This is a genomic window from Halopseudomonas aestusnigri, from assembly GCF_002197985.1.
GTDB classification, from domain to species: Bacteria; Pseudomonadota; Gammaproteobacteria; order Pseudomonadales; family Pseudomonadaceae; genus Halopseudomonas; species Halopseudomonas aestusnigri.
On the sequence record NZ_NBYK01000001.1, the window covers coordinates 442,294 to 458,366 of the forward strand.

The 16,073-nt window shown below is 62.1% G+C and carries 18 protein-coding genes; 5 read left to right on the plus strand and 13 right to left on the minus strand.

Annotation, left to right across the window (positions count from 1 at the left end; translation table 11 throughout):
* The first annotated feature begins 1 nt into the window (after position 1).
* Positions 2 to 340 (plus strand): Na+/H+ antiporter subunit G, encoded by a 339-nt coding sequence (locus B7O88_RS02135; RefSeq protein WP_088273537.1) that lies wholly within the window; start codon positions 2 to 4, stop codon positions 338 to 340.
* 194 nt (positions 341 to 534) lie between these two features.
* On the opposite strand, the gene B7O88_RS02140 is transcribed toward B7O88_RS02135, so the two are convergent.
* Positions 535 to 1,857 (minus strand): Na+/H+ antiporter NhaC family protein, encoded by a 1,323-nt coding sequence (locus B7O88_RS02140; RefSeq protein ID WP_088273538.1) that lies wholly within the window; start codon positions 1,855 to 1,857, stop codon positions 535 to 537.
* A gap of 133 nt (positions 1,858 to 1,990) precedes the next feature.
* Complete coding sequence (locus B7O88_RS02145; protein ID WP_088273539.1) at positions 1,991 to 2,554, minus strand: OmpA family protein; 564 nt, start codon at positions 2,552 to 2,554, stop codon at positions 1,991 to 1,993.
* 154 nt (positions 2,555 to 2,708) lie between these two features.
* Between B7O88_RS02145 and B7O88_RS02150 the strand changes: the two genes are divergently transcribed.
* Positions 2,709 to 3,350 carry a hypothetical protein gene (locus B7O88_RS02150; RefSeq protein WP_140418551.1) on the plus strand — a complete coding sequence of 214 codons (642 nt, stop codon included), beginning with the start codon at positions 2,709 to 2,711 and terminating at the stop codon, positions 3,348 to 3,350.
* 26 nt (positions 3,351 to 3,376) lie between these two features.
* On the opposite strand, the gene B7O88_RS02155 is transcribed toward B7O88_RS02150, so the two are convergent.
* From B7O88_RS02155 to B7O88_RS02175, 5 genes are all read right to left on the minus strand, one after another.
* Complete coding sequence (locus B7O88_RS02155; protein ID WP_088273541.1) at positions 3,377 to 4,078, minus strand: ABC transporter ATP-binding protein; 702 nt, start codon at positions 4,076 to 4,078, stop codon at positions 3,377 to 3,379.
* A gap of 13 nt (positions 4,079 to 4,091) precedes the next feature.
* Positions 4,092 to 4,859 (minus strand): high-affinity branched-chain amino acid ABC transporter ATP-binding protein LivG, encoded by a 768-nt coding sequence (livG, locus tag B7O88_RS02160; RefSeq protein WP_088273542.1) that lies wholly within the window; start codon positions 4,857 to 4,859, stop codon positions 4,092 to 4,094.
* Positions 4,856 to 6,112, minus strand: a complete 1,257-nt coding sequence (locus tag B7O88_RS02165) for a high-affinity branched-chain amino acid ABC transporter permease LivM (RefSeq protein ID WP_088273921.1) — start codon at positions 6,110 to 6,112, stop codon at positions 4,856 to 4,858. Before B7O88_RS02165 ends, livG begins: the two co-directional genes overlap by 4 nt.
* Positions 6,112 to 7,038 (minus strand): high-affinity branched-chain amino acid ABC transporter permease LivH, encoded by a 927-nt coding sequence (gene livH / locus B7O88_RS02170; protein WP_088273922.1) that lies wholly within the window; start codon positions 7,036 to 7,038, stop codon positions 6,112 to 6,114. The genes B7O88_RS02165 and livH overlap by 1 nt, the downstream gene beginning before the upstream one ends.
* 111 nt (positions 7,039 to 7,149) lie before the next feature.
* Positions 7,150 to 8,277: a branched-chain amino acid ABC transporter substrate-binding protein gene (locus B7O88_RS02175; protein WP_088273543.1), complete on the minus strand. Its 1,128-nt coding sequence runs from the start codon at positions 8,275 to 8,277 to the stop codon at positions 7,150 to 7,152.
* A 306-nt stretch (positions 8,278 to 8,583) separates the two neighbouring features.
* Between B7O88_RS02175 and B7O88_RS02180 the strand changes: the two genes are divergently transcribed.
* Positions 8,584 to 8,886 (plus strand): DUF2288 domain-containing protein, encoded by a 303-nt coding sequence (locus B7O88_RS02180; protein WP_088273544.1) that lies wholly within the window; start codon positions 8,584 to 8,586, stop codon positions 8,884 to 8,886.
* 129 nt (positions 8,887 to 9,015) lie between these two features.
* Here B7O88_RS02180 and phnE read toward each other — a convergent pair whose 3' ends face one another.
* Genes phnE through B7O88_RS02200 form a run of 4 tightly spaced genes read right to left on the minus strand, consistent with a single transcriptional unit; the run spans position 9,016 to position 12,279 of the window.
* Entirely contained in the window at positions 9,016 to 9,780 is a 765-nt protein-coding gene (gene phnE / locus B7O88_RS02185; protein ID WP_172409628.1) for a phosphonate ABC transporter, permease protein PhnE, read from the minus strand.
* Entirely contained in the window at positions 9,777 to 10,613 is an 837-nt protein-coding gene (locus B7O88_RS02190) for a PhnE/PtxC family ABC transporter permease (RefSeq protein WP_088273545.1), read from the minus strand. Before B7O88_RS02190 ends, phnE begins: the two co-directional genes overlap by 4 nt.
* Positions 10,610 to 11,413 (minus strand): phosphonate ABC transporter ATP-binding protein, encoded by an 804-nt coding sequence (locus tag B7O88_RS02195; protein WP_088273546.1) that lies wholly within the window; start codon positions 11,411 to 11,413, stop codon positions 10,610 to 10,612. The genes B7O88_RS02190 and B7O88_RS02195 overlap by 4 nt, the downstream gene beginning before the upstream one ends.
* On the minus strand, positions 11,410 to 12,279 hold the full coding sequence (locus B7O88_RS02200; protein ID WP_088273547.1) for a putative selenate ABC transporter substrate-binding protein: 870 nt from the start codon (positions 12,277 to 12,279) through the stop codon (positions 11,410 to 11,412). The genes B7O88_RS02195 and B7O88_RS02200 overlap by 4 nt, the downstream gene beginning before the upstream one ends.
* 164 nt (positions 12,280 to 12,443) lie before the next feature.
* Here B7O88_RS02200 and B7O88_RS02205 point away from each other — a divergent pair, with 164 nt between their 5' ends.
* On the plus strand, positions 12,444 to 13,235 hold the full coding sequence (locus tag B7O88_RS02205) for a hydroxypyruvate isomerase family protein (protein ID WP_088273548.1): 792 nt from the start codon (positions 12,444 to 12,446) through the stop codon (positions 13,233 to 13,235).
* Here B7O88_RS02205 and B7O88_RS02210 read toward each other — a convergent pair whose 3' ends face one another.
* Both B7O88_RS02210 and B7O88_RS02215 read right to left on the minus strand, forming a co-directional pair.
* Positions 13,236 to 13,658, minus strand: a complete 423-nt coding sequence (locus B7O88_RS02210; RefSeq protein ID WP_088273549.1) for a PA0061/PA0062 family lipoprotein — start codon at positions 13,656 to 13,658, stop codon at positions 13,236 to 13,238. It lies immediately after the preceding gene.
* Positions 13,655 to 14,911, minus strand: coding sequence for a substrate-binding periplasmic protein (locus B7O88_RS02215; RefSeq protein WP_088273550.1), 1,257 nt, complete (start codon positions 14,909 to 14,911; stop codon positions 13,655 to 13,657). The genes B7O88_RS02210 and B7O88_RS02215 overlap by 4 nt, the downstream gene beginning before the upstream one ends.
* A 216-nt stretch (positions 14,912 to 15,127) precedes the next feature.
* Between B7O88_RS02215 and B7O88_RS02220 the strand changes: the two genes are divergently transcribed.
* A complete protein-coding gene (locus tag B7O88_RS02220) occupies positions 15,128 to 15,976 on the plus strand; it encodes an SDR family NAD(P)-dependent oxidoreductase (protein ID WP_088273551.1) in 849 nt (282 codons plus the stop codon).
* Positions 15,977 to 16,073: the final 97 nt, after the last annotated feature.

The window sequence follows — 16,073 nt, forward strand, 5'->3', positions numbered from 1 at the left end:
CATGAGTGACGCAAGCTGGGTTGAATGGCTGGTTGCCGCACTGCTGCTGATCGGCAGCGTATTTGCCCTTGTCGGCGCCATCGGCCTGTTCAAGCTGCCTGATTTCTTCATGCGCCTGCATGGCCCGACCAAGGCTTCGACCCTGGGTGTCGGGGCGCTGGTACTGGGGTCCATGGTCTACTTCAGCGCCCAGAGCGGCAGCATCAGTCTGCATGAACTGTTGATTACGTTCTTTTTGTTCCTGACTGCGCCGGTCAGCGCCAATATGCTGGCCAAGGCTGCCATGCATGAAAAGCTGCGCCGCGAACCCCGCACCCGTGGCGAACCCTGGGAGCAGTAGGGACACAGCATGCTGTGTCCGAAAGGCCTTTGGAGCATCTCGCAGCTGGATCGTTCCGGTCGATCTCGACCCCGGACGGCATGCCGCGCTCCACGCACGCCTCTTACCCCAACCTCTGCGTAGGGTCACGACATGCCGTGACCGTGCCAATTCGCAGTGCTCCAGCTATCGCACGGACGCGACATGTCGCGTCCCTACGAGGTTGCCGCGGTCTTCAGCCGCGGCAGTCCGAAGACAATAGCCAGTACCGCCATTACACCCAACAGCCAGCAGTAGTGAACCTGGGTGATCAGCACCATCGGTGACAGCGCGGCCAGTGATCCGGCCAGCAGTATCTGGGCACCGTAGGGAATCAGACCCTGAATCACGCAGGAGAAGATATCCAGCAGACTGGCGCTGCGGCGCGGATCGACCTGGTAATGGCTGGCCAGGTCTTTTGCCACGCTGCCGCTGATGATAATCGCGACGGTGTTGTTGGCGACGAACAGGTTGGTCAGGCTGACCAATCCGGCGATCCCGGTTTCTCCACTGCGACGGCCCGCAGAGCGAGAGGTCAGCGCCTGAATGCGCTCGCGCAGCCAGTCCAGCCCGCCTTCCTGCTTCATGATGGCCGACAGGCCGCCAATCAGCATCGACAAAATGGTGATTTCCAGCATCCCGGCGAAGCCCTGGTAAATGTCGTTGCCGTAGCTGGCCAGTGCGTAGTCGGGCTTGATCAGCATGCCGGTCACACCGGAGAGAATAACGCCAGTCATCAGCACGATCATCACGTCCAGCCCGCAGAGTGCCAGCACCAGCACGCTCAGGTAGGGTACGACCAGCCAGGGATTGAAGTCTTCTGCTGTGGCGGCGCCGTGGGCGTCACCGACAATAAACAGCACCACCAGGGTGACTGCCATCGCCGGCAGGGCAATGATCAGGTTCAGGCGGAACTTGTCGCGCATGCCGACGCCCTGGGTGCGGGTAGCTGCGATAGTGGTATCGGAGATGATCGACAGGTTGTCCCCGGCCATGGCGCCACCAATCACCGCGCCTACGGCCAGCGGAATCGACAGGCCAGTGGCCTCGGCAAAACCAAGTGCGATGGGGACCAGCGCGCCGATGGTGCCCATTGAGGTGCCCATGGCAGTGGAAATGAACACGGCAATCATAAACAGGCCGGGCAGGATCAGGCTGGGCGGCAATATGCTCAGGCCCATATTGACGGTTGCATCAACGCCGCCGATCGCCTTGGTGACACTGGAAAACGCGCCGGCCAGCAGGAATACCAGCGCCATGGTGATGATGTTGCGATCACCGATACCGTCGATAAAGGTCTGCAGATTCTCGCGGTAGCTGGGCTTGGCCAGCAGCAGGCCCAGGATAATGGCAGGCAGGATCGCGACGGGTGCCTTGATCTGGTAGAAGGCGAAGTCGGTGCCCGCGAGGCTGTAGTAGATGCCGCTGCCGAGGAAAATCAGCAGGAACAGCAACAGGGGCAGCAGGGCGCTTGCCCGGGGTTGTACGGGTGTAGGCATTGGGTGGTCTCTGACAGCAAAGGGAGTACGTCGGGCTATCCGACGTTAGCCGGCCAGTTTAGCAGAGGAATCCGACCTGCAGGGCACGGGTGGTCGGGAGTGGGCGGGCCGCAGCGGCCCGCCCGGATCGGATTCAGGGCGCCAGGGCAACGCTGGAGGCAGGGATCCGCGGGGTTATATTGATGACCACACGGCGATTTTGCTCGCGACCGGCGGCGGTGGCGTTGTCGGCCCGCGGGTCGGCCTCGCCGAGGCTGATCAGCTCCATGTTGTTGCGGCTGACGCCGCCGAGCTGCAGCACGCTGGCTACCGCCTGTGCGCGTTCCAGGCTCAGACGCTGGTTGATGGTGTCATCGCCCACGCTATCGCTGTAGCCGGTCACCTGGATGTGACTGTCGGTGGCGCCGCGCAACAGCTTCGCCACCCGCGACAGTGGAACCAGGCCGGAGGGCAGCAGCAGGGTGCGCTTGGGGTGGAAGTTGCCATTGACCGGAATGATCAGGCGCACATTGTCACCCTCGTGCTCAAGTTCGTAGCGCTCCTCGGCGGCGATGGCGCGCAACTCGTCGAGGTGCAGGTGAGTCCAGGGGGTAACCGGCTTTGGTGCAGGAGGTGGCGGTGGAGTAGCTTTGGTGCTTGAGCAGGCGGTCAGCAGGAGCAGAACACTTCCAAGTGAAATGGCAGAAAGCAGCTTCATTGTTATCTATCCACACGCGGGTCGGGAACCAAATGCACTTGCGGGTATCGCAAGCGGGTTGATGCGGCACAGATTACCACTGGCTTGCTGGTTTGTGATCTCCCGTATGTCATGATTCAGACCTGAGTCAGCTTAACGCAAAGGAGTTCACAGATTGAGTCCGATTCGCTGGGGTAGGGCGGCGCTGCTGGCGCCAGTGCTTTTGAGTGGCTGTAGCGTGATGCAGGGTTTCTGGAGTGGCGAGCCGCAGCGCGTCACTGGCTTGCTGGAGCGCACGACCGATGGTTTCGTGCTGCGTGAGTGCGGGAGTGAGCGGGTCATGACATTGACCGAGTCTCAGATGCTGGACGGGATTTATCAATTGGCCAGTCAGCCGGGGCAGATCGCCATCTTTACCGATCTGACAGGTGAGATTGACCGGCATGGCCGGCTGCATCCTGAGCAGGTGCTGCGCATGCAGTCTCACGGACGTGGTTGCAGTGATGACAGCGCGAACTCCGCGCAGTGGGTCGCATTGGGCTATCAACCGGCCTGGCAGATCTGGCTGTCGCCAGCGGGATTGGTGCGCTCTGATGGAAATCTGACTTATCCGGCGCGCTCGGTGGTGATTGAACAGTTGCCGGACGGCGCGCTGAATGCAGCCACGCCGCCGGATCATCAGGTCGAGCTGTGGTTGTATCCGCAGGCCTGTCAGGATCCGGTTACCGGTGATTACTTTCACCTGCGGGCAACACTGACGGTCAATGGCGAGCAGCAGCGCGGATGCGGCTATCAGGGGGCGATTATCGCGCCCTGATAGCCTGCGGAGTTGGCTGGCCGAGATCAGCCGCCGAGGTAGGCCTTGCGCACATCCGGATTGGCCAGCAGTGCCTCACCGGTATCTTCCAGCACGATATGGCCGTGCTCCATCACGTAGCCACGGTCGGCCAGTTTGAGCGCCTGGTTGGCGTTCTGCTCAACCAGAAAGACGGTGACGCCTTGTTGGCGCAGTTGCTCGATGATATCGAATATCTGCTGAATGATGATCGGTGCCAGGCCGAGTGACGGCTCATCCAGCAGCAACAGCCGCGGTTTGCTCATCAGTGCCCGGCCGATCGCCAGCATTTGTTGCTCGCCGCCGGACATGGTGCCGGCCCGTTGCTGGTAACGTTCCTTCAGCCGCGGGAACAGCGTCAGCACGGTATCGAGCTGCACCTGACGTGTCTCCTTGTCGGCGAAAAAGGCGCCCATGCTGAGGTTTTCCTCAACCGTCAGGCGCGAGAACACGCGGCGCCCTTCCGGCACGATGGCAATATCCTTGCGCATGATTTCGGCTGTGGTCATGCCGGTCAGCTCGTCGCCTTCGTAGCGAATGCTGCCGGTGGTGGCTCGCGGGTCGCCGCACAGGGTCATCAGCAGGGTGGTCTTGCCGGCGCCGTTGGCGCCGATCAGGGTAACGATTTCGCCGCGACGCACCTCAAGGTTGACGTCATGCAGCGCCTGAATCTTCCCGTAGTGGGTCGACACGTTCTTCATATACAGCATGCGGTGCTTTCCCTCAGGTCTCGCCCAGATAGGCTTTGATGACGTCTGGATTCTGCTTGATCTCATCCGGGGTGCCGGCGGCCAGCGGGCGGCCCTGGTTGATCACGACGATGTGGTCGGAGATGCTCATCACCAGCTTCATGTCGTGCTCGATCAGCAGCACAGTGATCTGGTGCTCATCGCGCAGCTCGCTGATCAGTGCCTTGAGATCGTCGGTTTCCTTCGGGTTCAGACCCGCTGCCGGTTCATCGAGCATCAGCAGTTTCGGCTGGGTCACCATGCAACGGGCGATCTCCAGACGGCGCTGCTGACCATAGGCCAGGGTGTTGGCCGGGCGGTTGGCAAACTCGCGCAGCTCGACCCGGTCCAGCCAGTAGGCCGCGCGCTCCATCGCCTCCTGCTCGCTGCGGCGATAGCCCGGGGTCTTGAACAGTCCGGCCAGCAGGTTGGTGTTCATATGCTGGTGCTGCGCTACCAGCAGGTTCTCCACCACGGTCATTTCCTTGAACAGGCGCACATGCTGGAAGGTGCGGATCATGCCGCGTCGGGCAACCTTGAAGCCGGGCATGCCCTGGATTTCACGGCCATCGAACACGATCTTGCCGCCACTCGGTTTGTAGAAACCGGTCAGGCAGTTGAACACGGTGGTCTTGCCGGCCCCGTTGGGGCCGATCATCGAAACGATCTGACCGGGCTGTACGCTGAGGTGAACGCCGTCAACGGCCAGCAGGCCGCCGAAGCGCATGGTCAGGCCCGATACATCCAGAAGGGGGCGGCTCATGTACGTAACTCCATGTGCGGACGGCTCATCGGCAGCAGACCCTGGGGGCGCCAGATCATCATCAGGACCATCATCAGGCCGAACAGCAGCATGCGGTATTCATCAAATTCGCGGGCCATCTCCGGCAGGATGGTCATGATGATCGCCGCCAGAATGACGCCGATCTGTGACCCCATGCCACCCAGCACCACGATGGCGAGGATGATGGCAGACTCGATGAAGGTAAAGGATTCCGGGCTGATGAAGCCTTGGCGCGCAGCGAAGAAGCAGCCGGCAAAACCGGCGAAGCTGGCACCAATGGTGAAGGCGCCCAGCTTCACGGCGGTCGGGTTGATGCCCAGCGCGCGGCAGGCAATCTCGTCTTCGCGCAGGGCTTCCCAGGCGCGACCGATCGGCATGCGCAGCAGGCGGTTGATCACGAACAGGGTGATCAGCACCAGCAGCAGCGCCAGCAGGTAGAGGAAGATTACCCGGTGCTCGGAGTTGTAGCTGATGCCGACAAACTCGTGGAAGGTCTGCATGCCCTCGCTGGCACGGCGGCTGAATTCCAGGCCAAACAGGGTGGGCTTGGGAATGCCGCCGATACCGTTCGGGCCGTTGGTCAGCCAGGTCATGTTGTTCAGCAGGATGCGTATGATCTCGCCAAAACCCAGCGTCACAATGGCTAGATAGTCGCCGCGCAGTCGCAGCACCGGGAACCCCAGCAGAAAGCCGAACAGGGCAGCCAGGCAACCGGCGATGATCAGGCCGGTCCAGAAACCGACATCGAAATACATCGCCATCAGTGCGTAGCCGTAGGCGCCAACGGCGTAGAAGCCGACGTAGCCCAGATCCAGCAGACCGGCCAGACCCACAACGATGTTCAGGCCCAGACCCAGCATCACGTAGATCAGCACCAGGGTGCCCAGGTCCGTACCGCCGCGGTTGGAGAGGAACGGCCAGAGGATTGCTGCGGCGATCATGAAGCACCAGAACAGCCGCCGCAGTGCTGGCTTGTCGCCGAGGCTGGTCAGCTTCGCCGGCGCCTTCGGCAGTCCTGGCAGGCCCTTCCAGAGGGCGCCGAGTTGATCGCGGAACAGGTTGAAGAAAAACAGGAAGGTGGCCGCTGCCGCGATCTTCCAGTACACGTCCGGGCCGGCACCGACCAGACCGAGGGTAGTGCCCTGCTGATCCAGGCGCACGCCCAGCAACAGGCCGGTGAGGATGGCAACCACAACGGCTGAAATCACCGCCGGTTTCAGGTTCGAACGGATCATACCTTCTCCACCTCCGGACGACCGAGGATGCCACTGGGACGGAACAGCAGAATCAGGATCAGCAGACCGAAAGCGACCACATCCTTGTATTCGGTGCTGAAGTAGCCGGCGGTAATGGCTTCGGTGACGCCCAGCAGCAGGCCGCCGAGGACGGCCCCCGGGATACTGCCGATACCGCCCAGAACCGCTGCGGTGAAGGCCTTGAGACCGGCCATGAAGCCGATGTAGGGATTGATCACGCCGTAGTACATGCCCAGCAGTACGCCGGCAACGGCAGCCAGCGCGGCGCCGATGACGAAGGTCAGGGCGATGACGGCGTTGGTGTTGATCCCCAGCAGGTTGGTCATCTTCAGATCCTCGGCGCAGGCGCGACAGGCGCGGCCCATGCGTGAGCGGGAGATGAACAGGGTGAGCAGGGTCATGGTGATCAGGGTGACTGCAAAGATGATCATCTGCATGTAGGACAGGGTGGCGTGGAATCCGTCCTGCGGGCCGATATCAATGCCACCGCTGATCATGGTCGGCATGGCAATATCGCGCGAGCCCTGGGCGATGCGCACCAGATTCTGCAGGAAGATCGACATGCCGATAGCGGAAATCAGCGGAATCAGGCGGTTGCCGCCGCGCAATGGGCGGTAGGCGACGCGCTCGATGCTGTAGCCGTAGGCGCTGGTCACCATCATGCTGATGGCAAACGCAGCGACAATCATCACCGGCACCGACTCGATACCGAACATGGCCAGCGCGGCGATGACGATAAAGGCGATATAGCTGCCGATCATGTACACCTCGCCATGGGCGAAGTTGATCATGCCGATGATGCCGTAGACCATGGTGTAGCCGATGGCGATCAGGGCGTAGGTGCTGCCGACGGTCAGACCGTTGAGCAGCTGTTGGATAAGGTAGTAAAGGGACTCTGGCATGGCCATGACACCGAAAGGGCAAGGGAAACAGTGCAGGTCCGCACAGCTGTGCGTTCGACAATAAAAAGCGGGCCTGCCAACGTATGGTTGAACAGGCCCGTTGCGGGTCGATTACTCGGTCAGTGCGGTCTTGCTGGCGTCAGCGTGCCACTCATAGACGACGAAGTTGAAGTTCTTCAGGTCGCCCTTTTCATCGAAGCTGAGAGTGCCGGTGGGGGTTTCGAAGCTGTTGCTGCGCAGTGCTTCGGCGACGGCTTCGGTGTCGGTGCTGTCGGCGATCTTGATGCCGTCGGCAATGACCTGAACGGCGGCATAGGCCGGGAATACGAACGGACCTGACGGGTCTTCGTTCTTGGCCTTGAACGCCTCGACCAGATGGGCGTTCTTCGGATCCTGGTCAAAGGCTTTGGGCAGAGTAACCAGCAGGCCTTCGGAGGATTCGCCGGCGATGGCGGAGATGTCGGTGTTGCCAACCCCTTCCGGGCCCATGAAGCGAACATCCAGGCCCTGCTCGCCAGCCTGACGCAGGATCAGGCCCAGCTCGGGGTGGTAGCCGCCGTAGTAGACGAAATCGACACCGGCCTGGCGCAACTTGGCGATCAGCGCGGAGAAGTCCTTGTCGCCAGCGGTAATACCTTCAAAGACCGGCACCTCAACATCGTTGGCCAGCAGCACGTCCCGTACGGCGGTGGCGATACCTTCACCATACTGCTGCTTGTCGTGGATGACGGCGACTTTCTGCGGCTTGATCTGCTCGACGATAAAGTTGCCGGCGGTCGGGCCCTGCAGGCTGTCCAGACCGATGGTACGGAACACCATCTGGTAGCCGCGATCGGTGATGTCCGGGCTGGTGGAGGCCGCGGTGATCATCAGGATGCCTTCTTCCTCGTAGATGTCGGAAGCTGGCTGGGTCGAGCTGGAGCAGAGGTGGCCGACAACAAAGCTGATACCCTCGTTGACAATCCGGTTGGCGACTGCAACGGCCTGTTTGGGATCGCACGCATCGTCAAATACCACACCTTCCAGCTGGGCACCGTTGACGCCGCCTGCCTGGTTGATCTGCTCAATGGCCATTTTGGCGCCGATGAACTGCATGTCGCCGTACTGGGCGACGGGACCGGTAACCGGACCGGCCAGGGCGATCTTGATGGTGTCCGCTGCGACTGCACAGGTGCTGGCGCCAGCCAGCGCCGCGGCGGCGATCATCCGGGAAAGTGCTTTCTTGTGTGCCATTTTCATGTCATCTGCTCACTTGTGTTGTTATGCCGAAAAGGGGTGTTACGCCAGTGATGTCGTGCTGCCGGAACATCGGTTCGGAACTGTACCGGCGCAGTTTAGCAATCGTCCTGCAGGCAATGGAATCTGGGGTGTGCAAAAAATAAACCGATGTCCGCAAACTGAAATATTCTGTCTGTATGGCGACATCTCCGCTCTTAGAATAGTCATTTTTGGCGTATTTGCCCCATCAGGGCGGGCAGCAGACTTGCGTTCACGTCCCAGCTCATTAGTATTCAGCGGCTGAAACCATAGGGAGCGCGAGCAATTATGACGGTATCGGATGAGGCCTACGCGGCCATTCTCGGCGCGACAGCGCAGATCGAGTGGAAAGTGCTGGAGCCGCATTTTGCCCGTGGCGACCTGCTTGCGGTTGATGCGGCACTGGATCTGGTTCAGGTCGCGGCGGCGATGATGGAAGACAACAGCGAAGCCATCAAGGGCTGGATGGATGCCGGACAGCTGCAGGTTGCGACCGACAGCTGCGCCGCTGATTGGGCCGCGCGCAACCCGGATACGCTTTGGGCCGTGGTGATTCGGCCCTGGGTGCTGGTGCAGGAGCGGATTGGCTGAGCGTTGGACGCTGCGGCCACGACATGTCGTGGCCCTGCATCAAGAGCGCGCTGGCACAGGTACAGGCGCCGACCGCACCGAGAGGCAGGGAGGCGACATGTCGCGTCCGAGCGGCCCCGATCTTACCGCCTAACCCAATCTCGCCCGCAACCAGCCGCTCAGTGCATCGACCAGCAGCACCATCGCCAGCATGGCGATGATGACACTGGATGCCTTGGACTGCTGGAACAGGCTGAGGGTAACGTGCAGCATCTGGCCCAGACCGCCGGCACCGACAAAGCCAAGCACAGCCGCCATGCGGATGTTGTTTTCCCAGCGATACAACGTATAGGACAGCCACTGCGGCAACACGCCCGGCAGCGTTCCATAGAGGAAGGCAACAATGCGACCGGCTCCCGCCTCGCGCAGCGCGGTCGCAGGCGCGGTCGGGGTGTTCTCCAGCGCCTCGGCAAACAGGCGGCCCAGCACGCCGGTGGTGTGCAGCGCCAGTGCCAGGGTGCCGGCAAAGGGGCCGAGCCCGGCGGCCAGCACCATCAAGGCTGCCCAGACCAGCTCCGGTACCGAGCGTAGCGCATTGAGCAACAGGCGACAGAAGCTGCGCGCAAGAGTGCCCATTCGCCCGGCCGCCAGCAGACTCAGGGCGGCGCCGAACAGTGCAGCCAGCAGCGTCCCGATCGCCGAGATGGCCAGTGTCTCCAATGCGCCTTGCCAAAGCTTGGCCAGCCAGGCCGGGCTGGTGTTGGGCGGGAAGAACGCCGCCACATAGCGGGCCATCTGCTCGCGACCATCCGCGGTAACCAGAGAACTGAAATCCAGTTGCAGCCAGATAAATGACGCGGCGACCGCGGCGCAAAGGAGCGTCAGGGTCAGTGCGTTGAGCAGCGTGCGCTTCATGCCAGCCTCCGGCGCAGGTAAAGGCTGATCTGGTCTGCAACCAGCACCAGCAGCAGGAAGGTCAGCAGGATGCTCACCACCTCGCCACCGGCAAACATGCGAATCGACAGGTCAATCATCTGGCCCAGTCCGCCGGCACCGACAAAACCCATTACCACCGAGGCCCGCACTGCACACTCCCAACGGTACAGGCTATAGGATGTCAGCTCCTGTGCTGCATTCGGCAGCAGACCATAAAAGAAGGCGGCGATGCGCGAGCTGCCGCTCTGCAGCAGTGCCCGAGCGGGGGCCTGATCCACCGACTCGAGTATCTCGGCGTAGACCTTGCCGAGCATGCCGCTGTAGGTAATGGCAATGGCCAGTACGCCGGCGGTCGGGCCCAGGCCTACGGCCCGCACGAACAGCAATGCCCAAACGATCTCGGGAATGCTGCGCAGTACGATCAGCAGCATCCGCACCGGGTAGCGCAGCAGCCGGCCGAGCCAGTGCGCTCGACCGCTCAGCAGGGTGGAAACCGACAGCGCCCGGGTGGCTGCCAGAGCCGCGGGTATTGCCAGAATCAGTGCCAGTGCCATGCCGGCTGTGGCCATGGCGAGGGTTTCCAGCGTCGCACGAGCCAGCAGATGCAGAAATTCGGCGTCGCTGGCCGGTGGCCAGAAGCCGCTCAGGAAGCGGCCCATGGTATTCAGGTTGTCACCGCTGAACAGATTCTGGGGACGAAACTCGGTCAGTTGCAGGCCCGGCCACAGGAGTAGAAGCAGTATCGCGGTCAGCAGGGCGCGGGGCAGGGCGGCCGGGTCGCGCTCGCGCCAGTGGGTTGAAGGCCTGTTCACAGACAACGGACCGGCCGGGCAATTGCCGGATTGGCCGGCTCGGACTGGCGGGCGGTCAGGCTTTCGTTGGCATACAGCGCCGTCAGGTCCTGCTCGCTGACCTCGCCTGCCGATTTGTCAAACAGGATTCGGCCTGCGCGCAACCCGAGAATCCGCGGGAAGTGCTTGAGCGCGAGATCGACCGCATGCAGGCTGGCCACCAGCGGCAGCTGCCGTTCACGGGCTACCTCACCCAGCAGACTCAGGGTGTGGTCGGCCAGTACCGGATCCATCGCCGAAACCGGCTCGTCGGCCAGCAGCAGGTCCGGACGCTGGTACAGCGTGCGGGCAATCCCGACCCGCTGCTGCTGCCCACCTGATAGCTGGTCGCACCGGTCAAACAGGCGGTCGCCGAGATCCAGCCGAGCCAGCTCCTGTCGAGCACCCGGGATATCCAGCGGGTAGCACAACGAAACCAGTGCGCGGGCGAGTGACCACTGGCCCAGACGGCCGGCGAGCACCGCAGTGACGACGCGCTGGCGCGGCGGCAACGGCGGGCTCTGATGGATCAGACCGATACGGCTGCGCAGTCGACGCAAGTCGCCGGAACCCAGCCGGGCAGGTTGAAGGTCCAGCAGCCTCAGTTCGCCACTGCTGGGCAACAGGCTGGTTGCCAGCAGCCGCAGCAAGGTGGTCTTGCCCGCGCCGGAGGGTCCGATGATGGCAACCTGCTCACCCGGATTCAGGGTCAGGTCAATGCCCTGCAGCGCGGTCTGGCCGTTGGGGTGAACATAGTCCACCCCGGACAGCCGGATGCTCACTCGAGCAGACCCGCAGAGCGGGCGGCCTCTTCAATACCGATATAGTTTTCGGCGCTGGTCGGCACAAAGCGCGAGGCTCGTTGCAGGTCAAGGATCGCCTTGTGCGCCGGGTTGGCCGGGTCCAGCGCCAGGAAGGCCGCACGGATGCGCTCGACCAGTTCGGGCTCCAGGTCGCCACGCACGGTCCAGTTGTAGTCGTAGTAGGTTGGCGTTGTGGTGTAAACGCGTACCTTGCTGGTGTCGACCTTGTTCTCTTCCAGCAGCTTTTCCCAGACCGAGGAGTTCAGCACGCCGGCGTCGACCTTGCCGGATTCGACCCAGGCGACAGTGGCGTCATGGGCGCCGGAGAAACCGACACGGCTGAAAAAGGTGTCGGGATCGATGCCGTCCTGCTGCAGGAAGTAGCGGGGCATCAGGTGCCCGGAGGTCGAGGACACCGAGCCGAAGGCGAAGCTCTTGCCCTTGAGGTCAGCGTGGCGGTTTACCTGTGGATCGGCGGTGATGAAGGTGCTGGTAAACACTTCATCCTGCTCGCGCTGAACCAGCGGAATGGCGTTGCCGGTGCGCAGCTTGGCCTGAACGAAGGTAAAACCACCCAGCCACGCCATATCCAGACGCTTGGCACCAAGCGCTTCAACCACGCCGGCATAATCGGAGACCGGCTGGAATACGACTGGAATACCCAGCTGTTCCTGCAGGTATTGGCCGAGAGGTTCGAACTTGCGCAGCAGCTCGGTGGGCGCCTCATCCGGGATGGCGGAGACACGAAGCTCAGTTGTTTCAGCACTGGCAGCGGCAGAGAACAGGGTAGCGACAGACAGGCAAAGGCCTGCCAGCAGCGCGGCGGGGCGACGACGTGGGAACATGTTTTTCTCCGGTTCAATAGCGGATTACTCGTGCCGAGCGTTGTTGGCCCGGTACGGCGTGTGCGAAGTGTAGTGAAAAAATGCAGCGAGGCGAAGTGCTGCCGTGCTGTGCTCCCATTCTGTCCGGCATCCATTACACTGCTGGCTTTTTGTGGAGGCACTCCATGCGCTGGCCCGTCGCTGCCAACCTGTCCCTGCTGTTTGCCGATATGCCCTTGCCCGAGAGGGTCGATGCTGCCCGTGACGCAGGTTTTTCCGGTGTCGAGATCCAGTTCCCCTATGTGCTGGAAGCCGCAGCGCTCAGAGCCGAGCTGGAGCGCCTGGCGCTGCCGCTGGTGCTGATCAACCTGCCGGCCGGTGACCTGATGGCAGGCGGCGCTGGGCTCGCGGCAGTACCCGAGCGTCGGCCGGCCTTCGCTCGGGCGCTGGATCAGGCGCTGCGTTATGCCGAAGTAGTCAGACCCGAGCGTGTCAATGTGCTGCCCGGGCGGCTGGTTGAAGGCGTTGAGCGGGAAGCTGCCCTGGCGTGTCTGGCGGACAATCTGCGGCTGGCGGCCGACGGTTTCGCCGGTCTGGGCATTGGTGTTTGCTGTGAGGCAATCAATCGGCTGGACATGCCCGGTTTTCTGATTGCCGGCTCAGCGGAGCTGGTCGACCTGATGGACCGCGTGGCGCATGCCAATGTGGCCGCCCAGCTGGATCTGTATCACATGGTGCGCATGGGCGAGAGCCTGCCTGTTGCGATAGGCCGCCTGGCTGGTCGTATCGGCCACGTTCAGTTTGCCGACGCGCCGGGGCGGGGCGCCCCCGGCACGGGGGATATTGATTTTGCCGAGGCGATGCAGGCGCTGGCATTGGCAGGCTACCGTGGCTGGCTGGCGGCCGAATACCGCCCAGGCCCGGCTGATGCCCTGCGCTGGTTGGACAGCTGGCGTTCGGCCGGTTGGGCTGGCTGATCAGACACCGGGACCGCAACGCACCTCACGCGCTCTTGTCAGCAGGTTGCCGCGATCATCATATAACCAGCCGGCCGGTCGCCAGCCGCGACGGGCCAGTTCAAGGCGATAATGGCGGCCTGGGGCGAAGTCATGACTGATGGCCATGATGCAGGTGCGCCGGCCGCTGCTCATGACGCCTTGCACCGCGCCTGGGGAAGGCGTCTCGAAGTCATAGCGTACCTGCAGTTCGTGCGGCCCTGTGCTGAGATCGTCGAAGCGCAGGCTGCGCTGCGGCTCGCCATCCAGTCGGTAGGCCTGGGCCAGGCTGCCCACGTCAGGGTCAAGGGTGATGCGGGCTCTGTCTTGTGCCAGAGGCGGCAGGGGCGCTGAGGCGCAGCCGATGAGCAGCAGTGCGCAAGGAAGTACACGGATCGTCTTCATGGGCCTGTTGCAGTCAGTGGTTGAGGAAACAGCAGGTCATCCATACGCAGGGCCTTTTCGACATCCAGTCCAATGATCAGTACGCCAATGACGCTGTTGGTCAGCGGGTCACGTATGCCGGTACTGAGATGAACCTGAAAGCGCCGGGTGGACTGGTCATAGTCGAGCGTACTCATGTACGGCTGGTCTGAAAAGAAGGGCTCGACGAACTTGGTTTCGTCGCCCTGCCAGTAATCGGTCGTCAGGTCACTGATCGCCACGTTGAGGCCGTGCTGGTCGGTCACGATCAGCTCGCTGATGGCTCCGTTCTGACCTGACCGGATGTCCCGTAGCCAGTCCGACAGCGCCGTGTTCAGCACGCTGGTCGTCAGCGGGCGCTGATCGGCGGGCAGGTGCTGCTCCGCCAGCCATTGCCTGTCCAGCTGTTCGATTGCCTGGATTGATAGCCCTTGGTGCCTGCGGTTCTGTTCCCGCACTGCAGAGATTAATGCAGAGTCCTGCCGCCATTGCGCAAACAGGTTTTCGTAAAGGCTTTGCAGGCGCTGGCGCTCCCCCGCAGTCAGCACGCCAAATTCAGGCAGGCAGCCGAATACCCGATCATTGAATTGTTCTATGAAGCCAGGATGGGCATCGACATAGCGATTGGAGAAGTAGACGCCGAGGGTCGTGTATTGCTGAAAGTGGGCGTAGGCCGGGCGCAGCGTTGTGGGCGCCCGGGTCAGTTCGATTCGCAGGGTCTGCTGATCAGCAAGAAAGGCATCAATACGGCCGCGCTGCAGCAATTGCAGCAGTTGCCCGGTGTTGCTCACCAGCGGGTCAACGCGATAACCATGCTGCTGCAGCCACTCCACCTCGTTGCTCCCGCGGATACCGGCGATCTTCAGTCCGGATGCCTTGCCTATGCTCGGCGGGCGGGTAGGGCTGTTGCTGAACCAGTACCATTTTTCCAGTGCCAGTGGTGCAGACAGGACCGCAAAATTGCTGGCGCGGTTCATTCTGGTCGCCGAGAAGAAGCCGTCGGCCTTGCCGGCACTGACCTCCTGGATGGCGCGTTCCCACGGCAGGACCCGGATGTCGTACTCGACCTGCATGCTGTCGAATATGCATTCCAGAGCTCGGACAGAGCTGCCGGTCAGACGGTCTCCTTCGCGCACCTGGTAGGGGGGGAAGATGTCGGTGTTCAGACGAATGCTTTCCGCCTGTGCAGTGCAGGCCAGCAAAAGCAGCAGTGGCAGCATCAATACGCGCGGCATCGTCGATGATTCCTTTCGGGTTCCAATTCAACTATAGGTGAAATCGGCGGACTTATCGGCGGTCTGACATATTTCGATAAACCCGGTTGCTGCTGCCTGATCAAGCAGACCGATAGCGCTGGTCGAACGTTGCCGCCCGGCGCATCCTATTCAGACAACTTATTATCAGCAAGTCTGCGCATAAGCGATGTAGTGCATTTTACGAGGAGACACGGCATGCAGGACCTTCAGGGCAAGGTAGCGGTAATCACGGGTGGTGGTAGCGGTCTCGGCCGCGAGCTGGCGCTGTGCTGCGCGGCACGCGGCATGAAGCTGGTGCTCGGCGATGTGGATGAGCGCGGCATGCAGGAAACCGTGCGCCTGGTCGAGGAAGCGGCACCGGGTACCGAATCCGCCACCATGCGGCTGGATGTCTCCAAGCTGGAACAGGTGCAGGCGCTGGCCGATCTGTGCAAGTCGCGCTTTGGTGGCGCTCACCTGCTGTTCAATAACGCTGGCGTCAGCGTCGGTGGCGCCGCCTGGGAAAACACCCCGGACGACTGGGAGTGGGTGATGGGTGTGAACGTCTATGGCGTGATCTGGGGCGTCAAGGTGTTCACCCCGATCATGCTGGAGCAGGGCGAGGGTCACATCGTCAATACCGCCTCTGCTGCAGGCTGGCTCAATGGCCCCAACATGGCGGTCTACAACGTCAGCAAGCACTCGGTGGTGGCGCTTTCCGAAACCCTGGCGCTGGATCTGCAGGACATTGGCGCCAATGTCGGCGTGACCTGCCTGTGCCCGGCGTTTTTCCCCACCGGTATTTCCGACTCTCAGCGTAACCGTCCGGCGGACAAGGCTGATACCGTTGCCCTCAGTGAAACGGCACTCAAGCGTGCCGAGATGACCAAGGCTGCGGTTGCCAAAGGCAGGATTCAGGCGTCTGACGTAGCTGAAATGACCGTCAAGGCGGTGGAGGCCAACCAGTTCTATGTCTTCCCGCACCGCAAGATCAAGCAACTGATTGCTCTGCGCGCTCAGGCGGCTGACAACGAGCAGACGGTATTCGACTCGCTGAATCCGTAAAGCTCCGATGCAGCAGATCCAGGTCGTGCGGCAGGCCTGGACCTGGTGCACCTGCGGACGCGACATGTCGCGTCCCTACGCTGGCGGTAGCTCGGCG

Coding starts and splice junctions, on each gene's coding strand:
- B7O88_RS02215 (WP_088273550.1), bottom strand. CDS start 14,911: ATGCCGCGCGTATTGATGCTGCCACTGCTGCTTTTGCTGGCCTGCACT.
- B7O88_RS02180 (WP_088273544.1), top strand. CDS start 8,584: ATGACGGTATCGGATGAGGCCTACGCGGCCATTCTCGGCGCGACAGCG.
- B7O88_RS02145 (WP_088273539.1), bottom strand. CDS start 2,554: ATGAAGCTGCTTTCTGCCATTTCACTTGGAAGTGTTCTGCTCCTGCTG.
- B7O88_RS02205 (WP_088273548.1), top strand. CDS start 12,444: ATGCGCTGGCCCGTCGCTGCCAACCTGTCCCTGCTGTTTGCCGATATG.
- B7O88_RS02220 (WP_088273551.1), top strand. CDS start 15,128: ATGCAGGACCTTCAGGGCAAGGTAGCGGTAATCACGGGTGGTGGTAGC.
- phnE (WP_172409628.1), bottom strand. CDS start 9,780: ATGAAGCGCACGCTGCTCAACGCACTGACCCTGACGCTCCTTTGCGCC.
- B7O88_RS02175 (WP_088273543.1), bottom strand. CDS start 8,277: ATGAAAATGGCACACAAGAAAGCACTTTCCCGGATGATCGCCGCCGCG.
- livH (WP_088273922.1), bottom strand. CDS start 7,038: ATGCCAGAGTCCCTTTACTACCTTATCCAACAGCTGCTCAACGGTCTG.
- B7O88_RS02140 (WP_088273538.1), bottom strand. CDS start 1,857: ATGCCTACACCCGTACAACCCCGGGCAAGCGCCCTGCTGCCCCTGTTG.
- B7O88_RS02135 (WP_088273537.1), top strand. CDS start 2: ATGAGTGACGCAAGCTGGGTTGAATGGCTGGTTGCCGCACTGCTGCTG.
- B7O88_RS02200 (WP_088273547.1), bottom strand. CDS start 12,279: ATGTTCCCACGTCGTCGCCCCGCCGCGCTGCTGGCAGGCCTTTGCCTG.
- B7O88_RS02210 (WP_088273549.1), bottom strand. CDS start 13,658: ATGAAGACGATCCGTGTACTTCCTTGCGCACTGCTGCTCATCGGCTGC.
- B7O88_RS02155 (WP_088273541.1), bottom strand. CDS start 4,078: ATGCTGTATATGAAGAACGTGTCGACCCACTACGGGAAGATTCAGGCG.
- livG (WP_088273542.1), bottom strand. CDS start 4,859: ATGAGCCGCCCCCTTCTGGATGTATCGGGCCTGACCATGCGCTTCGGC.